General features: G+C 68.2%; 21 protein-coding genes. 12 read left to right on the forward strand and 9 right to left on the reverse strand.

From position 1 onward, the window contains the following. Positions 1-7: 7 nt before the first annotated feature. Positions 8-244, reverse strand: coding sequence for an amphi-Trp domain-containing protein (locus DJ75_RS02605; protein ID WP_094522318.1), 237 nt, complete (start codon positions 242-244; stop codon positions 8-10). Positions 245-596: 352 nt separating this feature from the next. On the opposite strand from DJ75_RS02605, the gene DJ75_RS02610 reads away from it, so the two are divergent. Beyond that, complete coding sequence (locus DJ75_RS02610; RefSeq protein ID WP_094522319.1) at positions 597-965, forward strand: hypothetical protein; 369 nt, start codon at positions 597-599, stop codon at positions 963-965. A 249-nt stretch (positions 966-1,214) separates the two neighbouring features. Here the strand turns inward: DJ75_RS02610 and DJ75_RS02615 are convergent, their stop codons facing one another. Continuing rightward, positions 1,215-1,805 (reverse strand): DUF4397 domain-containing protein, encoded by a 591-nt coding sequence (locus DJ75_RS02615; protein WP_094522320.1) that lies wholly within the window; start codon positions 1,803-1,805, stop codon positions 1,215-1,217. 520 nt (positions 1,806-2,325) lie between these two features. Between DJ75_RS02615 and DJ75_RS02620 the strand changes: the two genes are divergently transcribed. Beyond that, positions 2,326-5,157, forward strand: a complete 2,832-nt coding sequence (locus tag DJ75_RS02620) for an ATP-dependent helicase (protein WP_094522321.1) — start codon at positions 2,326-2,328, stop codon at positions 5,155-5,157. Positions 5,158-5,181: 24 nt separating this feature from the next. On the opposite strand, the gene DJ75_RS02625 is transcribed toward DJ75_RS02620, so the two are convergent. Beyond that, positions 5,182-5,370: a hypothetical protein gene (locus DJ75_RS02625; protein WP_094522322.1), complete on the reverse strand. Its 189-nt coding sequence runs from the start codon at positions 5,368-5,370 to the stop codon at positions 5,182-5,184. Positions 5,371-5,474: 104 nt separating this feature from the next. Continuing rightward, a complete protein-coding gene (locus DJ75_RS02630) occupies positions 5,475-6,458 on the reverse strand; it encodes a formyltransferase family protein (protein ID WP_094522323.1) in 984 nt (327 codons plus the stop codon). A gap of 180 nt (positions 6,459-6,638) precedes the next feature. Between DJ75_RS02630 and purS the strand changes: the two genes are divergently transcribed. The 5 genes from purS (at position 6,639) to ilvD (ending at position 11,118) form a co-directional block, all read left to right on the forward strand. After that, the gene (gene purS / locus DJ75_RS02635) at positions 6,639-6,890 is read left to right on the forward strand and encodes a phosphoribosylformylglycinamidine synthase subunit PurS (RefSeq protein WP_004595793.1); all 252 of its coding nucleotides are present in this window, start codon (positions 6,639-6,641) and stop codon (positions 6,888-6,890) included. Between the two features lie 73 nt (positions 6,891-6,963). Next, entirely contained in the window at positions 6,964-7,641 is a 678-nt protein-coding gene (purQ, locus tag DJ75_RS02640) for a phosphoribosylformylglycinamidine synthase I (protein WP_094522370.1), read from the forward strand. Between the two features lie 54 nt (positions 7,642-7,695). Continuing rightward, positions 7,696-8,088: a VOC family protein gene (locus tag DJ75_RS02645; RefSeq protein WP_094522324.1), complete on the forward strand. Its 393-nt coding sequence runs from the start codon at positions 7,696-7,698 to the stop codon at positions 8,086-8,088. 58 nt (positions 8,089-8,146) lie between these two features. Next, complete coding sequence (locus DJ75_RS02650) at positions 8,147-9,238, forward strand: type I restriction enzyme HsdR N-terminal domain-containing protein (RefSeq protein WP_094522325.1); 1,092 nt, start codon at positions 8,147-8,149, stop codon at positions 9,236-9,238. An 86-nt stretch (positions 9,239-9,324) separates the two neighbouring features. Beyond that, a complete protein-coding gene (ilvD, locus tag DJ75_RS02655) occupies positions 9,325-11,118 on the forward strand; it encodes a dihydroxy-acid dehydratase (RefSeq protein ID WP_094522326.1) in 1,794 nt (597 codons plus the stop codon). Between the two features lie 88 nt (positions 11,119-11,206). On the opposite strand, the gene DJ75_RS02660 is transcribed toward ilvD, so the two are convergent. Next, entirely contained in the window at positions 11,207-11,458 is a 252-nt protein-coding gene (locus DJ75_RS02660; protein WP_094522327.1) for a hypothetical protein, read from the reverse strand. A 176-nt stretch (positions 11,459-11,634) separates the two neighbouring features. Between DJ75_RS02660 and DJ75_RS02665 the strand changes: the two genes are divergently transcribed. Next, positions 11,635-12,189 carry an NYN domain-containing protein gene (locus DJ75_RS02665; protein WP_241881434.1) on the forward strand — a complete coding sequence of 185 codons (555 nt, stop codon included), beginning with the start codon at positions 11,635-11,637 and terminating at the stop codon, positions 12,187-12,189. Positions 12,190-12,203: 14 nt separating this feature from the next. Here DJ75_RS02665 and DJ75_RS02670 read toward each other — a convergent pair whose 3' ends face one another. Continuing rightward, positions 12,204-12,866 (reverse strand): S26 family signal peptidase, encoded by a 663-nt coding sequence (locus DJ75_RS02670; RefSeq protein ID WP_094522328.1) that lies wholly within the window; start codon positions 12,864-12,866, stop codon positions 12,204-12,206. A 145-nt stretch (positions 12,867-13,011) separates the two neighbouring features. Here DJ75_RS02670 and gcvT point away from each other — a divergent pair, with 145 nt between their 5' ends. Continuing rightward, the gene (gene gcvT / locus DJ75_RS02675) at positions 13,012-14,193 is read left to right on the forward strand and encodes a glycine cleavage system aminomethyltransferase GcvT (RefSeq protein ID WP_094522329.1); all 1,182 of its coding nucleotides are present in this window, start codon (positions 13,012-13,014) and stop codon (positions 14,191-14,193) included. Positions 14,194-14,211: 18 nt separating this feature from the next. Here gcvT and DJ75_RS02680 read toward each other — a convergent pair whose 3' ends face one another. Next, the gene (locus tag DJ75_RS02680; protein WP_094522330.1) at positions 14,212-14,862 is read right to left on the reverse strand and encodes a hypothetical protein; all 651 of its coding nucleotides are present in this window, start codon (positions 14,860-14,862) and stop codon (positions 14,212-14,214) included. 230 nt (positions 14,863-15,092) lie between these two features. Here DJ75_RS02680 and fdhF point away from each other — a divergent pair, with 230 nt between their 5' ends. Then, positions 15,093-17,240, forward strand: a complete 2,148-nt coding sequence (gene fdhF, locus DJ75_RS02685) for a formate dehydrogenase subunit alpha (RefSeq protein ID WP_094522331.1) — start codon at positions 15,093-15,095, stop codon at positions 17,238-17,240. A gap of 68 nt (positions 17,241-17,308) precedes the next feature. Here fdhF and moaC read toward each other — a convergent pair whose 3' ends face one another. Both moaC and DJ75_RS02695 read right to left on the reverse strand, forming a co-directional pair. Then, positions 17,309-17,821: a cyclic pyranopterin monophosphate synthase MoaC gene (gene moaC, locus DJ75_RS02690; RefSeq protein ID WP_094522332.1), complete on the reverse strand. Its 513-nt coding sequence runs from the start codon at positions 17,819-17,821 to the stop codon at positions 17,309-17,311. Continuing rightward, positions 17,814-19,286: an NAD(P)H-hydrate dehydratase gene (locus tag DJ75_RS02695; protein WP_094522333.1), complete on the reverse strand. Its 1,473-nt coding sequence runs from the start codon at positions 19,284-19,286 to the stop codon at positions 17,814-17,816. Before DJ75_RS02695 ends, moaC begins: the two co-directional genes overlap by 8 nt. Before the next feature lie 325 nt (positions 19,287-19,611). Here DJ75_RS02695 and DJ75_RS02700 point away from each other — a divergent pair, with 325 nt between their 5' ends. Together DJ75_RS02700 and DJ75_RS02705 are read left to right on the forward strand one after the other, a co-directional pair. Further along, positions 19,612-20,646 (forward strand): glycosyltransferase, encoded by a 1,035-nt coding sequence (locus DJ75_RS02700; RefSeq protein WP_094522334.1) that lies wholly within the window; start codon positions 19,612-19,614, stop codon positions 20,644-20,646. Further along, the gene (locus DJ75_RS02705; protein WP_094522335.1) at positions 20,647-22,296 is read left to right on the forward strand and encodes a DUF2070 family protein; all 1,650 of its coding nucleotides are present in this window, start codon (positions 20,647-20,649) and stop codon (positions 22,294-22,296) included. Positions 22,297-22,396: the final 100 nt, after the last annotated feature.

Genomic DNA, 22,396 nt, shown 5'->3' on the forward strand with positions numbered 1-22,396 from the left:
ATCGGATTCAACAAAGCAGTTCGAACTCGATACTTCGTTCAGTCATGTTGCCAGCCGGGCCTTCGCGTTCAGCTTTGACTTCGAAGGTCGGTCGGGCCGGGGGATTCAGCGTTACAGACTCGGAGCCTGCTTTCAGGTTGATAGCATCTCCGCTGTCGAGAGTATCTGCGACTTTCCGAAGGTACGATGCGATCTCTTCTCGACTCTGGTCGCTCTCTGATTTGAACAGAACTTCTTCAGGCATACAAGAGAGAGTACACAGCCTGCACCAATAAATGCGCCCGCCAAACCGACCAATCTGATTGAATCGGCAGATATTCTGTGCGAGATACGCGCCTTGTATCTTGCACGTCCGATTCAACGTTTTCGGAAGCTGTCAGAATAAGCGTGCAAGACTCAGAGCGTACAGTCAGCGCGGGGATTGCGTTATTTTCTCCATCTGAATCCTGAATTAGCCGATAGAATTCGCTTACACACTGAGCAGTAGACTCGTGGCTTCACTACCGAGAAGAATGAGTTGTTGATCTACGTCTAAACAAGGTCGGACGATGAGAACATACCTTATTTAAACATGTGATTAAAAATATACTAATCGAATGCCCTCCCCCAAACGTCGTATTCAGATAGGAGCAGCGCTAATCGTAGCCGGCGTCGTTGCGCTTCTATATTCGATAGTCGTCACACAGGAACTCCTCCTTGGCGTGAGCATCGCACTCTCGTTCCTCGTTATTGCTGTGTTCGTATATTATGGAGGTACTGACCGCAAGACACTCACCCGTGTCACAATCGGTGTCACAATCGTCTACGGCGCTGTCTCACTACAACTTCCTCTCGCCATCATCGCCGCCTGCGCTGTCTATCTCTCCGCATGGCTGACTGGGCCGGATAGTCCATTTGACGCACCTGACACGGAGATTTTTCCAGTCAAACAAACAGCTACAGAAGACACCGGTGAGGAACAATAGAGCGTCTGTACTGAGCAATTACTCTCTCCCGTAACTCGGCCTCGGTTCGTACCACATTCGCGCGCTGTATTCAGCAGGACACCGAGAACATATCACTTGTTGAGAATTTCAACGGAGCCGTAGCGAGGCATTTCAAACTCGGTGAGTGCTGCTCGTTCATATTGGTGTGTAACGCATGGAGACATCGTGCGAAGCCGACTAAGCGGCCAGCTCTAGCGACCAGTAGCGTGAAAAATCGAGGTCGGGAGACTACTGGGTGTCGTCCGCGAACACTGCGCCGAGCGAGTCGTCACCTGCCTGCCCAACCGCGATTGCTGAGACTGCGGCGCCGCCGTCAAGTTCGGTGTCAGGCAGCGAGAGCGCGATGTCGTCGCTTCCGTGCGGGAGGACCTCAAGATCGTAGGAGCCAGCGTCAACAGGAACGTACTCGCTGGCGCTTCGGAATTCGATATTTTCACACAGGGTCGGACCACCGTTAGCGACTCGCACGTCGACGGCGGGAGCGTCCGGTGAGGCGTGGACAAACCGGACGTGAGTTTGGTCGGCTGCGACATCACCGGGGGCGTCGGAAAGTACTGTACACTCGGCTTCAGCGAGCATACCAGTCGCAAGCGCCGAGTACGCGCGGTCTGCCTCAAGTTCGACTGTCAGATCGAGGACTGCCTCGTCGTCGCCATGCGGCGTGACAGCGATCTCGTGGCTTTCAGCTGGCAGCTCGGCGTACTCGCTGATGGTTTCGAATGCCACGTCTTCGAAGGCGATTTCGCCGTCGACGTGGACATCGACGTTCGGTGCGTCCGGACAACAGTGACCAACGCGGACGGATGCGGTTTCTGCCATAGCAATTCCTACTGCTCGCGCCAGAAGTTTCAATCTGTATATGTGAACAAAATATATTATATATGAGTATGAGCCGTACGGGGGACACCGGAGCACGCAGTTCGTGCTCCCCGAAGCGGCGTTGTATACCGACTTCAGCTACAAAGCTGAAAGCGACCGCAACACCAACTCGGCCAGCGAGCGATGGACCGGGTCCGAGCAGGACATCGGTCAGGGGGCCAGTCGTTTTCGTGTGCGTGAGACCAGAACCGACTCAGGTTATCGAAGACGAAGGGCGCGTCGCGGGCCTGTCTTCTCATCAGACTCATCGGTTTCCTCGCTGTCTCGGCATTGGACTGGAGCTGCCGCGTGGTCGTCCAGCGAGGGTTCATCGGTGTGCTGTTCCGCTCTGGTCGAGATAGTCGTCTGGGTGCTCGACTCGCGCCCTGTAGTCAGCGTAGCCTCTCCAAACCATCAGCGACCGAAGAGTTCCACAGAACCGACACAACCGATATGCCTCCGCGCGCCCACGTACGTGACAGTGAGCGAACTCACGGAACGCGGCGCGGAACGCCCCTCGGCGCGGGCGCTCCTCTGCGAGACCCTCGCCGGTAACGACTCCCCCTCCGTCGAGTTCGACCCGGAGACGGTGCCGCTCCCGGACGCCGACGTGCTCGACCGGCTCTCGCCCCCGGTCCGCCGCTGGTGGGTGTCGGAGTTCGGCGCGTACGTCGGGGAGAACGGCGGCTTCTTCACCCCGCCGCAGCGCGAGGCGATCCCCCACGTCGACGCCGACCGGAACTGCCTCGTCGCCGCGCCGACCGGCAGCGGCAAGACGCTCGCCTCCTTCACGGCTGTGCTCGACGACCTCTTCGCCCGGGAGCGAGCCGGAGAGCTGGAGAACTCGGTCTACTGCCTGTACGTCTCGCCGCTGAAGTCGCTCGCGAACGACATCAAGCGGAACCTGGAGGTCCCGATCGAGGGGATCGCGGCGGAGACGTGCTCCGGAGACTGGGACGGAGAGGGAGACGGGGACGGGGACGCACACGACCCCGGCGTCCGGCAGGCGATCCGCCACGGCGACACGAGCAAGGCCGACCGGCAAGCCATGTTGGAAGAGACGCCGCACGTGCTCAACACCACGCCGGAGACGCTGGCGATCCTGCTCAACTCCCCGAAGTTCAAGGAGAAGCTCCGGACCGTCGAGTACGTCATCGTCGACGAGATCCACTCGCTGGCGGCGAACAAGCGCGGCACCCACCTCTCCGTCTCGCTGGAGCGGCTGACGGAGCTGGCCGACGGGTCGCCGACCCGCATCGGCTGTTCCGCGACGGTCGAGCCGCTCGACGAGGTCGCCGAGTTCCTCGTCGGCCGCGAGCGCGTCGCCGGCGGGGTCGGCGACGAGTCCGGCCTCGAACCCCGACCGTACGAGCTGGTGGACGCGCGGTTCGTCCGGGAGTTCGACCTGGAGCTTCGCACCCCGGCGGCCGACCTGATACACACCCCCCGGTCGGCCGTCACCGACCGCTTCTACGACGCGCTCCACGAGCTTATCGCCGACCACGAGAACACGCTGGTGTTCACGAACTCCCGCTCCGGCGCGGAACGCACCCTGCAGGAGCTCCGCGAGCGGTACGGTTACGACGAGTCGGACTCGGGCTGTCACCACGGGAGCCTCGGCGAGGGGCAACGCACTCGGATCGAGGAGGGGCTGAAGGCGGGTGACCTGGACGTGGTCACCACGTCGACGAGCCTGGAGCTCGGGATCGACATGCCCCACCTCGACCTGGTCGTGCAGGTGGGCTCGCCGAAGTCGGTCGCGGCGCTGCTCCAGCGCGTCGGCCGCGCGGGCCACAGCCCCGGCGAGACGGTCGAGGGGCGGGTGTTCGCACTGGACCGCGACGAGCTGGTCGAGTGCGCGGCGATGCTCGCCCGCGCCGAGGACGGCTTCGTCGACCGCGTCTTCCTCCCCGAGGGCGCCTACGACGTGGCCGCCCAGCACGTGTACGGGATGGCGATAAACCGGATCCGTCCCGACCGCGAGGTCCGCGAGATCCTCCGGCGCGCCCACCCGTACCGCGACTTCGGCGAGGCCGACTACGAGCGGCTGATGCGGTACCTCACAGCGGACTACGAGGGGCTCGCGGACCGCAACGTCTACCCGAAGGTGTGGCGCGACGAGAACGACCCGCCGGGCGGGGAGCACCACCACGAAGAACATCCCGTAGGCGAACTCCTCGTGGGGAAGCGCGGCCGGCTGGCGCGGGTGATCTACATGACGAACGTGGGGACGATCCCGGACTCGTTCAGCTGTCAGGTGCTCACGCGCGACGGGGAGCCGGTCGGGACGCTCGACGAGAGCTACCTCGACACGCTCGATCCGGGCGACGTGTTCGCGCTGGGCGGCGAGCGGTTCGCCTTCCGGTACCGCCGCGGCTCGAAGGTGTACGTCGACCGGACGAGCGAGCGCCCGACCGTCCCCTCGTGGTACTCCGAGCGGCTCCCGCTCTCCTACGACCTCGCGCGCGAGGTGCTCGCGTTCCAAGGCGAGCTGCTCGACCGGCTCCGGGACGGGGGGCCGCCCGCGGTCCGCGCGTGGCTCCGGGAGTTCCCTCTCGACGGGAGCGCGGTCCGCGCGATCACCCGGATGTACGACGAACAGGTCGCGTACGCCGGCGCCGAGAGCGTGCCCACCCCCGGGCGGCTCGTCGTCGAGGAGGAGCTCGACCGCGCCGAGTACAAGCGCCGGTTCTACGTCCACTCGAACTACGGCCGGCGGTTCAACGACGGCCTCTCGCGGCTCGTCGGGGCCCGGGTCGCGAACCGCACGGACGCGAACGTCGCGGTCGCGGTCGCCGACCGCGGCTTCTCGCTCGCGCTCCCGCTGAACCGCAAAGTAGACGTCGCCGGGATCCTCCGGGAGCTGTCCCCCGACACCGTCCGCGAGGACCTCCGGGAGGCGGTGCAGGGGACCGACCTCCTCCAGCGCTACTTCCGCATCGACGCGGCCCGCTCGCTGCTCATCCTGAAGCGCTACAAGGGGTACGAGAAGACGGCGGCCGAACAGCAGGTGTCGGCGGAGATGCTGCTCTCGTTCGCGGAGGAGCTCGACGAGTTCGCCGTCACCGAGGAGACGTACCGGGAGCTGTTGGAGGACCGGCTCGACCTCGCCGGCATCCGCGAGGTGCTCGTCGGGGTCGCCGACGGCGACGTCGACGTCGTGCACCACACCGTCGACTCGCCGGCCCCGCTCTCGTTCGGGCTCGCGACGCTCGTCGACTCCGACACGGTGCTCGCCGACGACGAGTCGGCGGTCCTCCGGGAGTTCCACGCCCGCGTCACGGAGTCGATCGAGGACGGCGACGGCGAGTGAGCGTCGACGTCGGAGCGCGCCCGCTCACGGTCGCGGGGGCTCCGAGGGGATCACCTCCGGAAGCCCGTCGAGGATCAGCGTGGTGTAGTGGAGGAACACGGCGAGGGCGACCACCGAAAGAAGCAGGAGGAACAGCAGGATCAGTCGCTCGTCGCTCCGGACGACGGCGCGGGCGTCGCCGGCGATTTCCGAGAGAGATCCGCCGATCGGCATCGCCCGCTCGTACGCGCCCGGTACGGTAAAAGGGTCGCACGGCGCGAGTCGGAACCGCGTTACACGGAGCGAGTCGGTCGGCGGTCGCCGCCGACTGCCGCCGGTCAGTCGCTCTCGACCGGCGGCGTCCCCGAGCGCGACAGCGGCTCGCCGTCGACCGGCTCGTCGGGGTTGGCGTTGATCGCCGCCTCGCTGAGCCCGAGCTGGGCGTCGACGTCGGCGTCCTCGCGCACGTGGACCGTGCCGCGGTGGATCGCGATCGCGTCGGCGAGGTGGAGCCGGACGGCGTCGAGCAGCACGTCGGCCTCGAGCGGTTGCCCGCGGCGCTTGATCTCGTCGACGCCCGCGCCCGCGGGGACATCGAAGGCGCGCTGGGAGATCACGGGCCCCTGATCGAGGTCCGTGGTCACGTAGTGGGCGGTGACGCCCGCGATGCGGACGCCGGCGTCGTTCGCCTGCCGGTACGCCTCGGCGCCGGGGAACGCCGGGAGCAGCGAGGGGTGGACGTTGATGATCCGCCCCTCGTAGCGGAAGACGACCTCGGGCGAGAGGATGCGCATGTAGCGGGCCAGCGCGATCAGGTCGACGTTATACTCGGCCAGCAGGTCGAGCAGCCGCCCCTCGTCGGTGTTGCCGTTGCCGTCGCCAACGTCGTAGAAGGGCTTGTCGTAGCGCTCCGCGAGCGAGCGGAGGTCGCCGCGGTTGCCGATGACGACCGGGATCTCGGCCTCCTCGCCGTCTTCGGCGAGGTCGCCGTTGGCCTCCGCCTCCAGCAGCGCCTCGGGCGCGTGCGTCTCCTTCGTGACGAGCAGCGCGATCCGGCGCGCGTCCCGGTCGCTCGGGAAGCGCACCTGGATGTCGACGCCGAGCTCGCGACCGAGCTCCGCGAGGGCGCGGCGGAGCTCGCCGCGCGAGGTCTCCATCTCCGAGGCGTCCACGCGGGTCGTCATCTGGAAGACGCCCTCGCGGACCGCCTGGTCCAAGTCCTCGATGTTGACTCCCCGCTCGAACAGCAGGGAGGTGACCCGCGCGATGAGTCCGGTCTTGTCTCCTCCGACGACCGTGATCTCGGTCAGTTCGCGGGTCATGCGACGATCACCTCCGCGGGTTCGAGCGGCTGCATACACTCCGGCCAGAGCGCGGAGGGGTTTTTCCCTTTCGTTCCGCGCGGGGTCTGCCACCGGCATGATCGACCAATATATACCCACGAACATGGATATAAGAGGCGTTCCAAAACGGTTTTTACACACGACTTCGCAGTATCGGGCATGACGGCATACACCGCGACGGTGACGGTCCGGCTGAAGCGGGGCGTCCTCGACCCGGAGGCCGAGACCACCCAGCAGGCGTTGGAACGCCTCGGGTTCGAGCTGTCTGACCTCCGGTCGGCCGACCGCTTCGAGGTGGACCTGGATGCGGCCGACGCCGACGAGGCCGCCGACCGCGCCGATGAGATGGCAGAGCGGCTCCTCGCGAACCCGACCATCCACGACTACGACGTCGCGGTCGCGGAGCGATGACGGTCGCCGTCGTCGAGACGACGCCGCTCGTCACCGGCGCGGTCGTCGCGGCCGCCCACGCGGGGTGGTCGGCGTGACGGTCGCCGTCGTCCAGTTCGGCGGCTCCAACTGCGACCGCGACGCGGTCCGCGCGCTGGAGCACCTCGGAGTCGAGGCCGAGCGCGTCTGGCACGAGGACGGCCTCCCGGCCGACACCGAGGGCATCGTCCTCCCCGGCGGCTTCTCGTACGGCGACTACCTCCGCGCCGGCGCGATGGCCGCCCGCGCCCCGGTCATGACCGAGGTGCGGGAGGCCGCCGCCGACGGCGTCCCCGTGATCGGCGTCTGTAACGGCGCGCAGATCGGCGCGGAGTCCGGGCTCGTCCCCGGCGCGTTCACCACCAACGCCTCCGCGCGCTTCCAGTGCGAACCGGTCCATCTGCGCGTCGAGCGCGCGGACACGCCGTGGACCGCCGCCTACGACGAGGGCGACGTCATCGAGGTCCCGATCGCGCACGGCGAGGGGAGATTCGAGATCGGCGAGGACGCCCACGCCGACCTCGTCGCCGACGACCGCGTCCTCTTCCGCTACTGCGACGTCGACGGGAACGTCACCGACGCGGCCAACCCGAACGGCTCGACCGACAACGTCGCCGGCGTCATCGGCGAGCGGGAGACGGTCGCCGTCCTCATGCCGCATCCCGAGCGCGCCACGCTCCCGGACCTCGGCCGGAGCACGGACGGGGCGGGGATCCTGAAGGCGTTCGCCTGACGAGTCCCGTCGCGACCGGCTCACTTTTTTGCGGTCGGCGACCAACCGCGTCCCATGCAGGCACGTCACATCGACCACGTCAACCTCCGGATCCCCGCGGACGGCGTCGACGACGCGCGGGAGTTCTACGGCGAGCGGCTCGGGTTCGGCATCGAGGACGCGCTGTACGCGGCCGACGAGAAGCCGTTCTTCGACGTGCGGCTGTCGGCGACGGCGGTCGTCCACCTCTGGCCGACCGACGAGTTCGAGCCGACGACGGCGACGAACTACGACCACGTCGCCGTCGTCGTCGAGGAGTCGATCGACGAGATCGAGGCCGAACTGGACGCGGCCGGCGTCGAGATCGAGAAGACGCTCGACGAGCCGCTCGGCGCGACCGGGGAGGCGCCGGCGGTGTACGTCAGAGACCCGTTCGGCTACCGGGTCGAACTGAAGGCGCGGGTGTAAAACCGACAGTATCGACGCTTGTACTTTTAAGAGGACACGCACGCGACGTATCAGGAGGATGGACGAGGAGACGGTGACGAGATATATTGAACGCTCGCGGTCGCTCGTAGAGGAGTCCCCGCAGATGGACGAGCAGAACACCCGGGCGCGGCTGATAGATCCGTTTATAAAAGACGTACTCGGTTGGGACTTCTATTCGACATCGATCGAGATGGAGTACTCGGTCCAGATGGGGTCGACTAAAAAGAAGGTCGACTACGCGCTATTCGCCGACGGATCTCCGGCGGTGTTCGTCGAAGCGAAAGGCTGTGACACGACTATTTCCGAGTCGCACGCTGATCAGCTCCGGAGCTACATGCGCCAAGAGTGGGTCGACTGGGGGCTTCTCACGAACGGAAAGTCATTCCTTGTCTTCCGACTCAAAAAGGACGGGGACAAGCCCGACGTGGAACTGCTTAGGCGCATCGAACTGGCCGATCTCACTGCAAACGACTGGCTGCTTGCGGCATTATCTAAAGAATCGATCCAGTCGGGCGCATCGACGGAGATATACGAGCGTGTCGAACGCCGTCGACAGGCGATTAATGCACTCTCCGACGGAAAATCGGAAATCGCCGAGGCGATCCGTAAAACCGTTATCGACCGCGTCGGCGAAGTTGTTTCACAGCCGGCGGAGTCCCTCTCGAAGACCTTTGTCGATGACCTAATCTCGGAGCTGGAAAGTGATCAAAACGACGGTCGAAACTCCGGTGGGAATTCCACGCAATCGGAAACTGCGTCAGGCGACGGTGAAGAGACCGAGACCGACGATCCGTCCGATACATACGTGGTCAAAATCGCTGATCAAACGGAATCTACCTCGTTCAGCGACGACAGTCAGGCCGACCTCATGGGAACGGTCGTGGACCATCTCATTAGGGAACACGGACTGATCGACGCGTATGCCCCGCTTCCGTACGTTCCGGGAAAGAAAATCGCGATCCTGAACGACGAGCCGACTCATCCGTCGGGCGAAGAGATGCGGTTGTATCGTGCGGTCGGCGGCGGCTATTACGTGTATACATCGCTGAACAAGGGAGACAAGAAACGACACCTCATCGACTTCGCTGACCCGTGCGGTGTCGACATCTCTTTCGACGGCGAGTGGTAGTCCGCCCGGACCCGAACCCGTTCGTCTCCGCGAGCAACCCTCGCCCCCTTGCGGTCGTTTAAGACCCCCGAGCGACAGGGTGAGGTATGAGCGAACAGCAGCCACGATCCGACGAGGGAGAGGCCCCTCGGCGACGCGGAGGCGACGCGGACCGGTTCGCGGGGGAGAAGGACGAGGACCTGCGGAGCAGAGACGTGACGGAGGGCGCCGAGCGCGCCCCCCACCGCTCGATGTTCCGGGCGATGGGGTTCGACGACGAGGACCTCTCCTCGCCGCTCGTCGGCGTGCCGAACCCCGCCGCCGACATCACGCCGTGTAACGTCCACCTCGACGACGTCGCCGACGCGGCGATCGACGGGATCGACGCGGCGGGCGGGATGCCGATCGAGTTCGGAACGATCACCATCTCGGACGCCATCTCGATGGGGACGGAGGGGATGAAGGCGAGCCTGATCTCCCGCGAGGTCATCGCCGACTCGGTCGAGCTCGTCTCGTTCGGCGAGCGCGTGGACGCGCTGGTGACCGTCGCCGGCTGCGACAAGAACCTCCCCGGCATGCTGATGGCGTCGATCCGCACGGACCTCCCCTCCGTGTTCCTCTACGGCGGCTCGATCATGCCCGGCGAACACGAGGGGCGCGACGTCACCATCGTCCAGGTGTTCGAGGGCGTCGGCGCCTACGCCGAGGGCGACATGAGCGGCGAGGAGCTCGACGAGCTGGAGCGCCACGCCTGCCCCGGCGCGGGCTCGTGCGGCGGGATGTTCACCGCCAACACGATGGCCTCCATCTCCGAGGCGCTCGGGATGGCGCCGCTCGGCTCGGCCTCCGCGCCCGCCGAGGACAAAGAGCGCTACGAGGTCGCGGAGCGGGCCGGCGAGCTGGTCTTGGACTGCATCGAGAACGACCGCCGCCCCTCCGACGTCCTCTCGCGGGAGTCGTTCGAGAACGCGATCGCTCTCCAGACCGCCATCGGCGGTTCGACGAACGGCGTCCTCCACCTGCTCGCGCTGGCCGCCGAGGCCGACGTCGACCTCTCGATCGAGGACTTCAACGAGATCTCGCGGCGCACGCCGAAGATCGCCGACCTCCAGCCCGGCGGGAGCCGCGTGATGAACGACCTCCACGAGGTCGGCGGCGTGCCGGTCGTGCTCCGTCGCCTCCTTGAGGCCGACCTGCTCCACGGCGACGCGATGACCGTCACCGGCCGCACCCTCGCCGAGGAGATCGCGGAACTGGAGGAGAGCGGCGCGCTCCCCGACGACTCGGAGATCGAGGCCGACTTCCTCTACACCGTGGACGAGCCGAAGGAGGAGGAGGGCGCGATCAAGATCCTCAAGGGGAACCTCGCGCCCGAGGGCTCCGTGCTGAAGGTGACCGGCGACGACGAGTTCTACCACGAGGGGCCCGCCCGCGTGTTCGAGCACGAGGAGGACGCGATGGAGTACGTCCAGTCGGGCGCGGTCGACTCCGGCGACGTGATCGTGATCCGCAACGAGGGGCCGACCGGCGGGCCGGGGATGCGCGAGATGCTCGGCGTCACCGCCGCCGTCGTCGGCGCGGGCCACGAGGACGACGTGGCCCTCCTCACCGACGGGCGCTTCTCCGGCGCGACGCGGGGCCCGATGATCGGCCACGTCGCCCCCGAGGCGGCCGACGGCGGCCCGATCGGCCTCATCGAGGACGGCGACCACGTCACCGTCGACATCCCCGAGCGCGACCTCAGCGTCGACCTCTCCGACGAGGAGTTCGAGGAGCGCCGCGAGGCGTGGGAGGCGCCCGCGCCGCAGTACGAGGGCGGTATCCTCGCGAAGTACGCTCGCGACTTCGCCTCGGCGGCCGACGGCGCGGTGACGAACCCGCGGCTGACGCGGGACCGTTAGGTAACCGGAGTTCGTTTGAGATAGAGGGCGAGGAAAGACCTGAGGCGCGCGGCCGTGAGAGCGGCGAGACCGGACGATTCGCCGCCGTCTACTCCCGTTTTCCCCCGTCAGTGTGCGCGGTCCGGACCGACTCGGCGCGCCAGACGTTGCTGCGGCGACCGGCGCGCGACAGCTCCATCTTGACGACCGAGCCGACCGGCAGGTCGGCCACCTCCTCGCGGGCGTCGTCGTCGGCGTAGTCGACGACGTGGTACGTCTCGTTGCGCGGATGTGCACGAACCGTGGTGCATTCGTGATCGTTCTGTTCGGAAATTACAGTGAAGGTGTCGTAGTTCGACATCTTAACCCGTTATTCTTGGACATACTACTTTAATTCTCCGTATATTCACTACGGTCGTCAATCAGGTGGTAAAACGGATATAAGGTGTATAACGCCGCTGGCGACGCGGGGAACGGAGCGGTCGGCGGTCGTCTCGGACCAGCACGCATATTTCCGCCCGCCGCCGACCCCGACGCATGGAATCCAGTCGGGAGGACGAGGAGCCGGTCGGCGTGGCGCTGTTCGTCGACGGGCCGAACGTGTTGCGCGAGGAGTTCGACGTCGACCTCGACGACGTCCGACGGGCGGCCGAGGCCGAGGGGCCGCTCGTGACGACGCGGCTCTACCTCGACGAGCACGCGACCCCGGGGCTGATACAGGCCGCGGAGGCGCGCGGGTTCGAGGTCGTGATCACGAGCGGCGACGTCGACGTGAAGCTCGCGGTCGACGCCGCCCAGTTCGCGGCCGAGAACCGGATGTCCGTCCTCGCGATCGCCTCCCGCGACACCGACTTCAAGCCCGTCGTCGAGACGGCGAACGGCTACGGGATCCGGACCCTCGCCATCGCGCCCGGCGAGTTCGGGCGGTCCGACGCCCTGCGGAACGCCGCGACCGGGTCCGTGACGCTCGACGAGGTCGGCGCGGACGACGGGGAGGCCGGCTCGGACGGCGGCGAGCCCGGCGAACCGAACGCGGTCGAGGGGGACGCGGCGATCGGGTCGGACGCGGCCGCGGACTCCCAACCCGAGTAACGTCCGGCACCGAGCTACCTCCGCCCGCCGCCGCGTCCGCGACCCGCCCACCCGATCAGCACCGCGCCGAAGCCGCCCGCGATCGCCGCGGCGCCGCCGATACCGACGGCGGTCGGGAGGAGCCCGAGGCGGGCGATCGCGGCGTCGACGCCGACCCGGAACCAGCCGAGGTTCGGGACCGACACCAGCGCCTTGGCGGAGATCCACTCCTCCCGGACGACCGGGGCGATCCCCGCGCTCTGGTCGTACTCGCCGTTCGCGTCGCCGAAGGTGATGTAGCCGTCGTAGGGCGCGGGACAGCTCGCTAGGTCTGCGCAGTCGCCGTCGAGCAGCGCGGGGTCCGCGCGGTCGGTCCAGTCCTCGCCCGCGCTGACCCGGAACGCGAGCCGGTGGAGGATCGGCCGCGTCTCCCCGTCCGGGGGGTCGAACACCACCACGTCTCCCGCGCCCCCGAGCCGCGCGGGCGCGCCGGGCTCGGCGTGTCCGACCAGCCCGCGCCAGGGGAACCGCTCCGTCGCGGTGACGACCACGAGGTCGCCGCGTTCGACGGTCGGCTCCATGCTCCCGCTCTCGACGGCGACGAACGGGGGCCACACGCCCGCGGCCGCCGCGACGACGAGCGCCACGAGCAGGACCGCCGCGGCGGGCGCGAGGAGTTCGGAGACGTTCCGCTTCACGCGAGTCAGGGAGTGGGGAAGCGGCTTGAGCCTGTCGGCGCCCCCGCCCCTTCCGGCGGCGGTCGGGCGCCGAGACCCTGCGACTCCGGGCGCCGAGACCGCCCCGATGGCAAGACCTTAGGCGCGTCCCGGCGACCGTTCGGCCATGACCGATCGGCTTCCACCCCTCCACGAGACCCACGAGGCGCGCGGCGCGAAGTTCACCGACTTCGGCGGCTGGCAGATGCCGGTCGAGTTCGGGTCGATCCGCGAGGAGCACGCCGCGGTCCGAGAGTCCGTCGGCGTCTTCGACGTCTCGCACATGAGCGAGGTCGAGGTGTCCGGCCCGGACGCGACGGCGCTGATGAACCGCCTGACGACAAACGACGCGGCGGCGCTCGATCCGGGCGACTCGCAGTACGCGGCGATCACGGACGAGGAGGGGGTCATGCTCGACGACACCGTCGTCTACCGGCTCCCTGACGGGATCGAGGCCGGGACGGGCGCCGACGCGCTGGCCGGCATGGACCGCGACCTCGACGCCGCCGCCGGCGACCCCGCGTACCTCTTCGTCCCGAACGCGGGCCACGACGACCAGATGACCGACCGGTGGACGGAGTACCGCGACGAGGCGGGGCTCGACGCGACCGTCGCGAACGTCACCGACGACTGGGCGATGCTCGCGGTGCAGGGCCCGGACGCGGCCGACGCGGTCGACGACGCGACCCCCGCCGACCGCGTGGTCGGCCTCCCGAAGTTCGAGGCGACGGTCGCCGCGGTCGCGGGCGCCGACAGCTGGGTCGCCCGAACCGGATACACCGGGGAGGACGGGTTCGAAATACTGTGTCCGACCGACGCGGTCGAAGACGTCTGGTCGGCGTTCGCCGGCGAGGGCGGAGCCGAGCCGGCCGCACAGCCGTGCGGGCTCGGCGCGCGAGACACCCTCCGGACGGAGATGGGCTACCTCCTCTCCGGGCAGGACTTCGACCCCGACGACGAGCCCCGAACCCCCTACGAGGCGCGGATCGGGTTCGTCGTGAAGCTGGACACGGAGTTCGTCGGCCGCGACGCGCTCGAGCGACAGAAGGCGGAGGGGGTCGACGAGCGGTTCGTCGGCGTCCGCCTCCTGGAGCGCGGCGTCCCCCGCGGGGGCTACGCGGTGACCGACGGCGACCTCACTCGGATTGGACACCTCACCTCCGGGACCATGAGCCCGACGCTCGACGAGCCGATCGGCCTCGGCTACCTCCACGAGAGCTACGTCGAGCCGGGGGCCGAGGTGAGCGTCGTCGTGCGCGGCGACGAGAAGCGCGCCGAGATCGTGATCCCGCCGTTCCTCGACCGGTAGCCGTCCGGCTACTCGCGGTCACCCGTCGGCGTCGCCGCCCTCGCCGCCGAACTCCTCCGCGTACACCCGCTGTATCACCATGTAGAGTCGCCAGTGGTCGACGCCGAGCCGGTCCGCCAGCGTCCGGGCCGCGTCGAGGTAGCGGTCGTACGCCGCCGGCGTCATCGGGTCCGGATACGCCGGGTCGAGGTCGGTGAGCGCCGCGACGACTCGCCACTCGCGGTCGCCGACGACGAGGAACCGGTCCGGGTCGAGGAACCAGAGCAGCGCGGAAGCGATCGCGACGTCGACGCCGGGCAGGTCCGCGAGCGCGTCGAGGGCGCGGTGGTGGGCGGGCGCTCGCGGGTCGCCGTCGCCGCCCTCCTCGGGGGCCGCCTCGTCGAGCGCGTCGATCGCGTCCCACATCGCCCCGCGGAGCTCGCTCGGGTCCGCGTCCTCGACGGCCCCCTCGACCGCCCGACGCTCTTCCTGGTCGATCGCGTCGACGCGGCGCCGGAAGTACCAGCGGACGACCCACTCGACGTCCCGCCTGCCGTAGTCGCCGGCGCGGAACGCGTCCGGGAGCGTCTCGATCGACTCCGCCTCGACCGGGTGGAAGGGGGCGGTCTCGCGGTACGTCTCGACGTGCTCGTCCACGCGCGCCTCGACGTCGGCGAGTGTCGTGTCCATACCGGCCGAACGCCGGCCGTCGACAAAACGGTTCGGCGGGCGTTGGCGGCGAGCGTCCGGAGTGCGAGCGTGCAGCGAGGGGGCGTTGGGAGCGGGCGTCCGGAGTCCGAGTCGGCCTTCGCGGGCGCGCCGCCCCCGCTCACGACGCATCACACTGTTGAAACGACCGATACACTGATGCAGGAGGCATCACAAATCGTGATATATGACTGCACGTCAGGGTGAGTACCATGTCGACTGAGGGAGACGAGGCGGTGAAAACGATCTGCCCGTACTGCGGCGTCGGGTGCGGGATCAAGGTGAACCAGGGCGACGACCCCGGCGACGTAAACTTCATGCCGTGGGGCGAGGCCCCGGTCAACGAGGGGCGCGTCTGCATCAAGGGCGGCGCGGCGACGCAGGTCGTCGACCACGAGGACCGTCTCACGGAGCCGCTCATAAAGGAGGACGGCGAGTTCCGCGAGGCGACGTGGGAGGAGGCGTACGACCGGATCGTCTCGGAGATGGAGCGTATCCGGGACGACTACGACCCCGACGCGATGGGCTTCTTCGGGTCCTCGAAGACGATGAACGAGGAGAACTACCTCCTCCAGAAGCTCGCGCGCCGGTACGGCACCAACAACGTCGACAACTGCACGCGGATGTGCCACGCCTCGACGGTGTGGGCGCTCCGGACCAGCCTCGGCGCGGGTGCGATGACGAACAGCATGGAGGACCTCGAGGAGGCGGCCGACGTGTTCTGGATCCAGGGGGCGAACCCGGGCGAGCAGCACCCGATCGCCAACAGCCAGTACTTCCGGCAGGCCGTCCTGGAGGGCGCGACCGTCATCCAGGTCGACCCCCACGCGAACAAGACGACCCGGTCGTTCGAGATCGACGAGACCGACCGGCACATGCACCTCCAGTTGAACCCGGGAGCCGACATTCCTCTGCTCAACGTCGTTCTGAAGACGATCCTCGAACGCCACGAGGAAGAGCCCGACGCGGGCTGGATCGACGAGGAGTTCGTCGAGGAGCGCACCGAGGGGTTCGAGCACTTGAAAGAGACGCTCGCGGACTTCGACAAGGAGGCGGCCGCCGAGGAGGCGGGCGTCCCCCTCGAGGACATCGAGCTCGCCGCGGAGAAGTACGCGATGGCGAACAACGCCGCCATCTTCACCGGGATGGGGATGAGCCAGCACACCTGCGGCGTCGACAACGTGCAGAACGAGATCAACCTCGCGCTGATCACGGGGAACCTCGGCCGGCCCGGCACCGGCGTCAACCCGCTCCGCGGCCAGAACAACGTCCAGGGCACGTGTGACGTCGGTGCGATGCCGAACGTCCTACCGGGCTACCAGCTCGTCGACGACGACGAGGCCCGGAAGAGCGTCGAGGACGTTTGGGGCTTCGAGGTGCCCGACGAACCCGGGCTCACGAACGTCGAGATCTCCCACGAGGCGGGCCACTCCGTCCACGGCCTGTACGTCATGGGCGAGAACCCCGTCATGAGCGAACCCGACGGCAACGAGGTCGAAGAGCGGCTGAAGTCGCTGGAGTTCATGGTGGCCCAAGACATCTTCATGACCGAGACCGCGAAGTTCGCCGACGTCGTCCTGCCGGCGACGACGTGGGCAGAGCGCGGTGGCACAGTCACCAACACCGACCGCCGCGTCCAACGGATGCGCGGCGTCGACACGGTCCACGAGAACACGAAGCACGACCTCGACATCCTGATGGAGGTCGGGAGCCGCCTCTTCAGCGAGGACGAGTTCCGCTTCGAGGACGCCGAGGCCGTCTTCGAGGAGCTCCGCCGGGTGTGTCCGAGCTACCACGGGATGACCTACGACGCGCTCGGCGAGGAAGGGATCCAGTGGCCCTGCTACGAGGAGGGCGACGAGGGCGATCAGTACCTCTACGAGGACTCCTTCGACACGGAGAACGGCCTCGGTCAGATCGAGGGCGTCCGCCACCAGCCGCCGGCCGAGGTGCCGGACGAGGAGTACCCGCTGATCCTCACCACCGCGCGACTCGAGGAACACTACAACACGGGGACGATGAGCCGGCGCTCGCCGACGCTGTCGCGTCAGCACCCGGAGAACTTCGTCGACGTCCACCCGAACGACGCCGCGGAGTACGGCATCGAGGACGGCGACGTGGTCACGCTCCGCTCCCGTCGCGGCGAGATCGAGGTGAAGGCGCAGGTGACCGAGGACATCAAGGAGGGCGTCGTCTGGACGACGCCGCACTTCGCCGCCGCCTCGGCGAACCGCCTCACGAACGACGTGCTGGACGACCGCGCGAAGATTCCGGAGTACAAGGCCGCGGCGGCGGACATCGCGGTTACCGTGACAGACGGCGGGGAGTCCGCGGACGACGCGGAGCCCGCGGACGACTGACGGGACGGACCGCTCCCGTCCGCACCGGGACCGTCGCTTCCGGCCCGCCGTCGCCTCGCCCGGAGCGGTTACCCGTCGATCGCCCGCTTCGTCTTCTCGACGACCTCGACGTCCGCGATCCGCGTGTCGGGGTAGCCGCCGTCCGCGTCCTTCTCGGCGGCCTTCACCATGTCCCAGACCGTGTTGAGCCCGGTGGTGACGCCCTCTAGCGCCTCCATCTCACAGCCGGTCTTGCCGGTCGTCTCCACCGCGACGGTCAGCTCGATCCGGTCGTCGCCGACCGCGAAGTCGGTGTCGACGTTCGTGATCGGGATCTGGTGACACATCGGGATCGTCTCCCACGTGTGTTTGACGGCCTGCACGGCGCCGATCCGAGCTGTCGCGAGCACGTCTCCCTTCCCGACCTCGTCGGCCTCGACGGCCGCGATCGTCGAGGGCGTCAGTCGGATCTCGCCGCGCGCGACCGCGAGGCGGCTCGTGTCCGGCTTCGCGCCGACGTCGACCATCCGGACCTCGCCGGAGTCGTCGGTGTGGGTCAGCTCGTCGGTGGCTCCGTCGGCGGGCTCGCGCTCGTCACTCATCACGCATTGCCTCGGGAAGCCGGTCGGGTAAGTCCGTCGCCACGAGGCCGTTCCCGCGGGCGGTGGCCGCGGCGTCGCCGGCCCGCCCGTTGACGTACGCCCCGATCGCGGCCGCCCGGAACGGGTCGGTGACGGCCGCCAGCGCGCCGACGGTCCCGGCGAGCACGTCGCCCGTTCCGCCGACCGTCATGCCCGGGTTCCCCGTCCGGTTCAGTCGCACGGCGTCGCCGTCGCCGTCGCTGATCACGTCGACCGCGCCCTTCACGAGCAAGGTGTGACCGAGGTCGGCGGCGAACGCCCGAACGAGCGCCGCGCGCTCGTCGGGGTCGGCCGCGGTCTCGCCGCCCATCCCGACGAGTTCGCCCTGATGGGGCGTACAGACCAGCGTCGCGTCGGTGTCGACCTCGGGGACCGCGCGGAGCGCGTCGGCGTCGACCACGGCCCGGCCGTCGTAGCCGGCGAGGAACTCGCGGACGAACTCCAGCGTGGCGTCGTCGTCGCCCAGTCCCGGCCCGAACACGACGACGTCGTTGTCGGCCGCCAACTCCGCGACGCGGTCGACGTGGGCCGGGCCGAGCCGGCCGCCCGGGAGCCCGCGGACGATCAGGTCGGCCGAGTACCCCTGCACCTCCCGCGCGACGGTCTCCGGGCAGGCGACGCGCACGAGGTCGGCGCCGGCCCGGAGCGCGGCCCGCGCGGCCAGCGACGGCGCGCCGGTGTAGGGGCCGCCGCCGACGACGAGCACCTCGCCGTTCTCCCCTTTGTGCGAGTCCGGGTCGCGACCGAGCGCGAGCAGGTCGCCGGGCCCGGTGTACCGCTCCGCGGCCGCCGGGATCCCGATGTCCGCGACCGTCACCGCGGCGTCGAGCGCGCCGAGCCCCGGCTTCTCGTCGTGGAAGGTGACGACGCGGTCGGCCTCGACGCGACGGCCGGCGTCGGCCCGGCCGTCCGAACCGCCACCGGCTCCCGTCGGTTCGCCCGTGTCGGCGTCGATCCCGGAGGGGACGTCGACGGCGACGACCGTCGCGTCGCTCTCGTTCGCCAGCCGCGCCGCCGTCCGCTCGGGCTCCCGGAGCGCGCCCGTGACCCCCGTTCCGAGCATCGCGTCGACGACGACGTCGGGGTCGCCGAGCGACAGGTCCGCCGAGTCGGTGACGGTCTCGGTCGGGATCTCGGCCGCGTCGAGCGCCGCCCAGTTCTCCCGCGCGATGTCGCTGCGGATCGATTCCGGCCGGCCGAGCAGGTGCACCGTCGCGTCGTACGCGGAGAGGAACCGCGCGGCGACGAACGCGTCGCCCCCGTTGTTCCCGCGCCCGCACAGCAGCGCGACCTCGGCGCCCGAGTCGGCGACGGCCCGGACCTCGCGAGCGACCGCGTTGCCCGACGACTCCATCAGCTGCTTGCGCGGCACGCCGAGGGCGGCGGCGTTGGCGTCGACCGCGGCCATGCGTTCCGTCGATATCATGCCTCTGGATCCGCGCCCCGTCGGATTAAGCGTGGGGTCGCGGCGAGGTAGCGGCGAGCGGGCGGCGAGGGGGGTGGCAAGGGACGGCCGCAGGCCGGCCCCGGCGACTCGGTCGCGCTCGGAATGAAAATGTTGAAGCTTTTCGGTGGGGAATCCGGGAGACAGAACCCGTGCGACCCGCTGCACATCCAGACGCGCCGACGCGGCCCGACCGGCTCCCGTCCGCCGCGGACGCGGCGGTCGGCGGATCGGCTCGTCAGAACGTCGTCCGCACCCCTCCGCAGAGCGGTCTCCGGCGGACGACACGCGAACGACGGACCCTCGTATGAACATCGGATTCTTCACAGACAGCTACTTTCCCGGCGTCGACGGCGTCACCTACACGATCCGCGCGTGGCGGGATCGCCTGGAGGACCGGGGCCACGACGTGTTCGTCGTCTACCCGGCGAGCAGCCACGAGCCGGACGAGCGGGAGATCCCCGTGCGGTCGCTGCCGAACCCCTTCTACCGCCAGTACCGGGTTCCCGTCTACCGCCGGCTCTCCACGCTTCCCGACCTCGACGTGGTCCACTGCCACGGTCCCGCGTCGACCGGACTGATGGGACGCCGGTACGCGAAGAAGCGCGGCGTGAAGTCGGTGTACACCCACCACACGCCGGTCGAGGACTACTTCGTTCAGGGGCTGAAGCTGGAGTCGCTCTCCGACGTCGCCGGGCGCCTGTACGTCGCCTACGAGAACCGGTTTCTCAGCTCGTTCGACTGCGTCACCGCGTCGACGTCGCGGATCCGGCGGGACGTGGCCCCGCGAAAGCTCCCCGTCGGTATCGAGATGGAGACGTTCCGCCCCGTCGAGGACTCGCGGTTCGAGCGCGACGGGCCGACCGTCGGCTACAGCGGCCGGATGACCCGCAACAAGAACGTCGACGAGATACTGCGACTGGCCGAGCGGATGCCGGACGTGCGCTTCGAACTCGTCGGAGAGGGGCCCGCGCGTGACGCCCTCGAACGCGACGCCCCGGACAACGCCCGGTTCCGAGACTTCCTCCCGCGGGAGGATCTGCCGGCGTTCTACTCCGCGCTCGACGTCTTCGCCACCGCCTCGACCTGCGACACTCTCGGTCTCTCGACGCTGGAGGCGAACGCCTGCGGGACGCCGGTCGCCGCGGCCGACGTCTCCCCGTTCGACGAGACCATCGGCGAGGCCAACGGCGCCCGCTTCGCGTACGGCGACCGCGACGACATGGAGCGCGCGGTCAGGGACTGTCTCGACGGCGATCGGCGGACTCGGGAGGCGGTCGAGGGGTTCTCCGTGACGCGCACGATAGACGAGCTCGAGTCCATCTACGGGGTGTCCTCGTAGATGGGGGCGGACAACGTCGACGTCTTCCAGCGCCTGGTGTTCAGCGTTCCGCCGCTGAAGGTACAGATACCGGCGCTCGTCGGGCTCAGCGGCGTGTACAGCCTCCTCGCCTTCGTCGCGTTCTCGACGTTCACGCCGCTCTCCCCGGCGCCGTCCAGCGTCCTGCCGGTCGCGGTCCTCCTCTTCCTGCTCCCCTTCCTGTTCGCCGGGGAGCTGTTCCACCGGCTGCTGCCTAGCTACCCCCGGTCGTGGAGCTTCTTTCTCGCCGCCGTCAACCAGTTCGTCCTGTTCGTCTACTCGCTGGTGCTCTCCGGCGCCAACGACGTCGGGAACGTCTGGAGTATCGTCTGGCTCCTCTTCATCACAATCTACCTGATCAACATCCTCGCGCTCGTCGTCTCGACGGGGATCGACCGCTACAAGCGGATCCTCCTCGTGTCGCTCGCGGAGCCGGCGGCGCTGATCGCGGCCTTCTACGCGTTCGCGGGCGGCGACCTCGGCTTCTCGACGTACCGTCACGTGTTCGCGTTCGCGTCGCTTTTGATCGCGGCCGCGTTCCTCGTGTCGGTGCTCGCCCTCGTCGACTACCTCATCCGGAGCAACACGGACGTCTCCGCGTTCGCGCTAACGTCCGGGATCCTCCGCAACGACCGGGAGTCGTTGGACCTCGGCGTCGAGGCCGAGCCCGTCGTGGAGACCCTCGCGATCGACAACGGGCGACGGCTGACGCTCGCCGCCCCGTGGGTCCACCCCGGGCCGCTGGGCGGGTTCGGGGGCGGTCAGCTCAGCGGGAACGTCATCGAGGCGCTGAACGAGGGCGAGAGCCACGGCTTCTTCCTCCACGTCCCGTGCACGCACAAGGAGGACCTCTCGAACCCGACCGACGCCCGGAAGATCCTCGACGCCGTCGCCGATCCCGACGGCGTCGGTCGCGCCTCCAGGCTCGTCCACGAGGACTACGGCGAGATCGAGTTCTACGGGCGACGGATCGGCGACAAGCAGGTCGTCTACCTCCACAGCGAGGGGATCGACGACTACGACACCGGGGTGTTCATGCGGGACGTCGACGAGTCCGAGGTGCTCTTGGTCGACCTCCACAAGCACGACATCCAGGACGGACCGACGAAGGAGGTGCAGTACGGCTCCAGCGAGGCCGACCGACTGAAAGACCGCTTCGACGACTTCCGCGAACGGCTCGCCGAGGAGTCGCTCCACGGCTACGCCGCCGGGTTCGCGGTCGAGCGCACCGATCAGGACATGATCGCGGTGGTCGAGACCGTCGACGGCCAGGACGTGCTGACGATCGGGATCGACACGAACGGCGTCACGCCGGACATCCGCGAGATGGAGGACCGCTACGGGGAGGCGTTCGACGAGGTCCTCGTGTTCTCGACGGACACCCACGCCTCGATCTACGAGCTCGCGAACATGAAACAGTCCAACGTCGACGCCCTCGAAGCGGCGATCGAGCGCGCACTCGACGACGTCTCGCCGGCGACGGTCGGGCTGGAGAGCCGGAAGACGGACCCCCTCAAGCTCCTCAAGAACGACTACAACGGGCTCGTGTTCAGCGTCAACATCCTCATCCGGCTGACGGTGATCGCGCTGCTGACGCTGTACGCGCTGCTCGTGCTGTGGCTGTTCTTCTGAACGAGCTAGACCGCGGGCGATCGTTCGGAATACGGTACGCGTCGCCGCCGTGGACGGAACCGAGGCCACGGGTCCGGAGAGACCCGACGACGGCCGCGAT

It is taken from the genome of Halorubrum sp. Eb13 (assembly GCF_002252895.1).
GTDB lineage: Archaea > Halobacteriota > Halobacteria > Halobacteriales > Haloferacaceae > Halorubrum.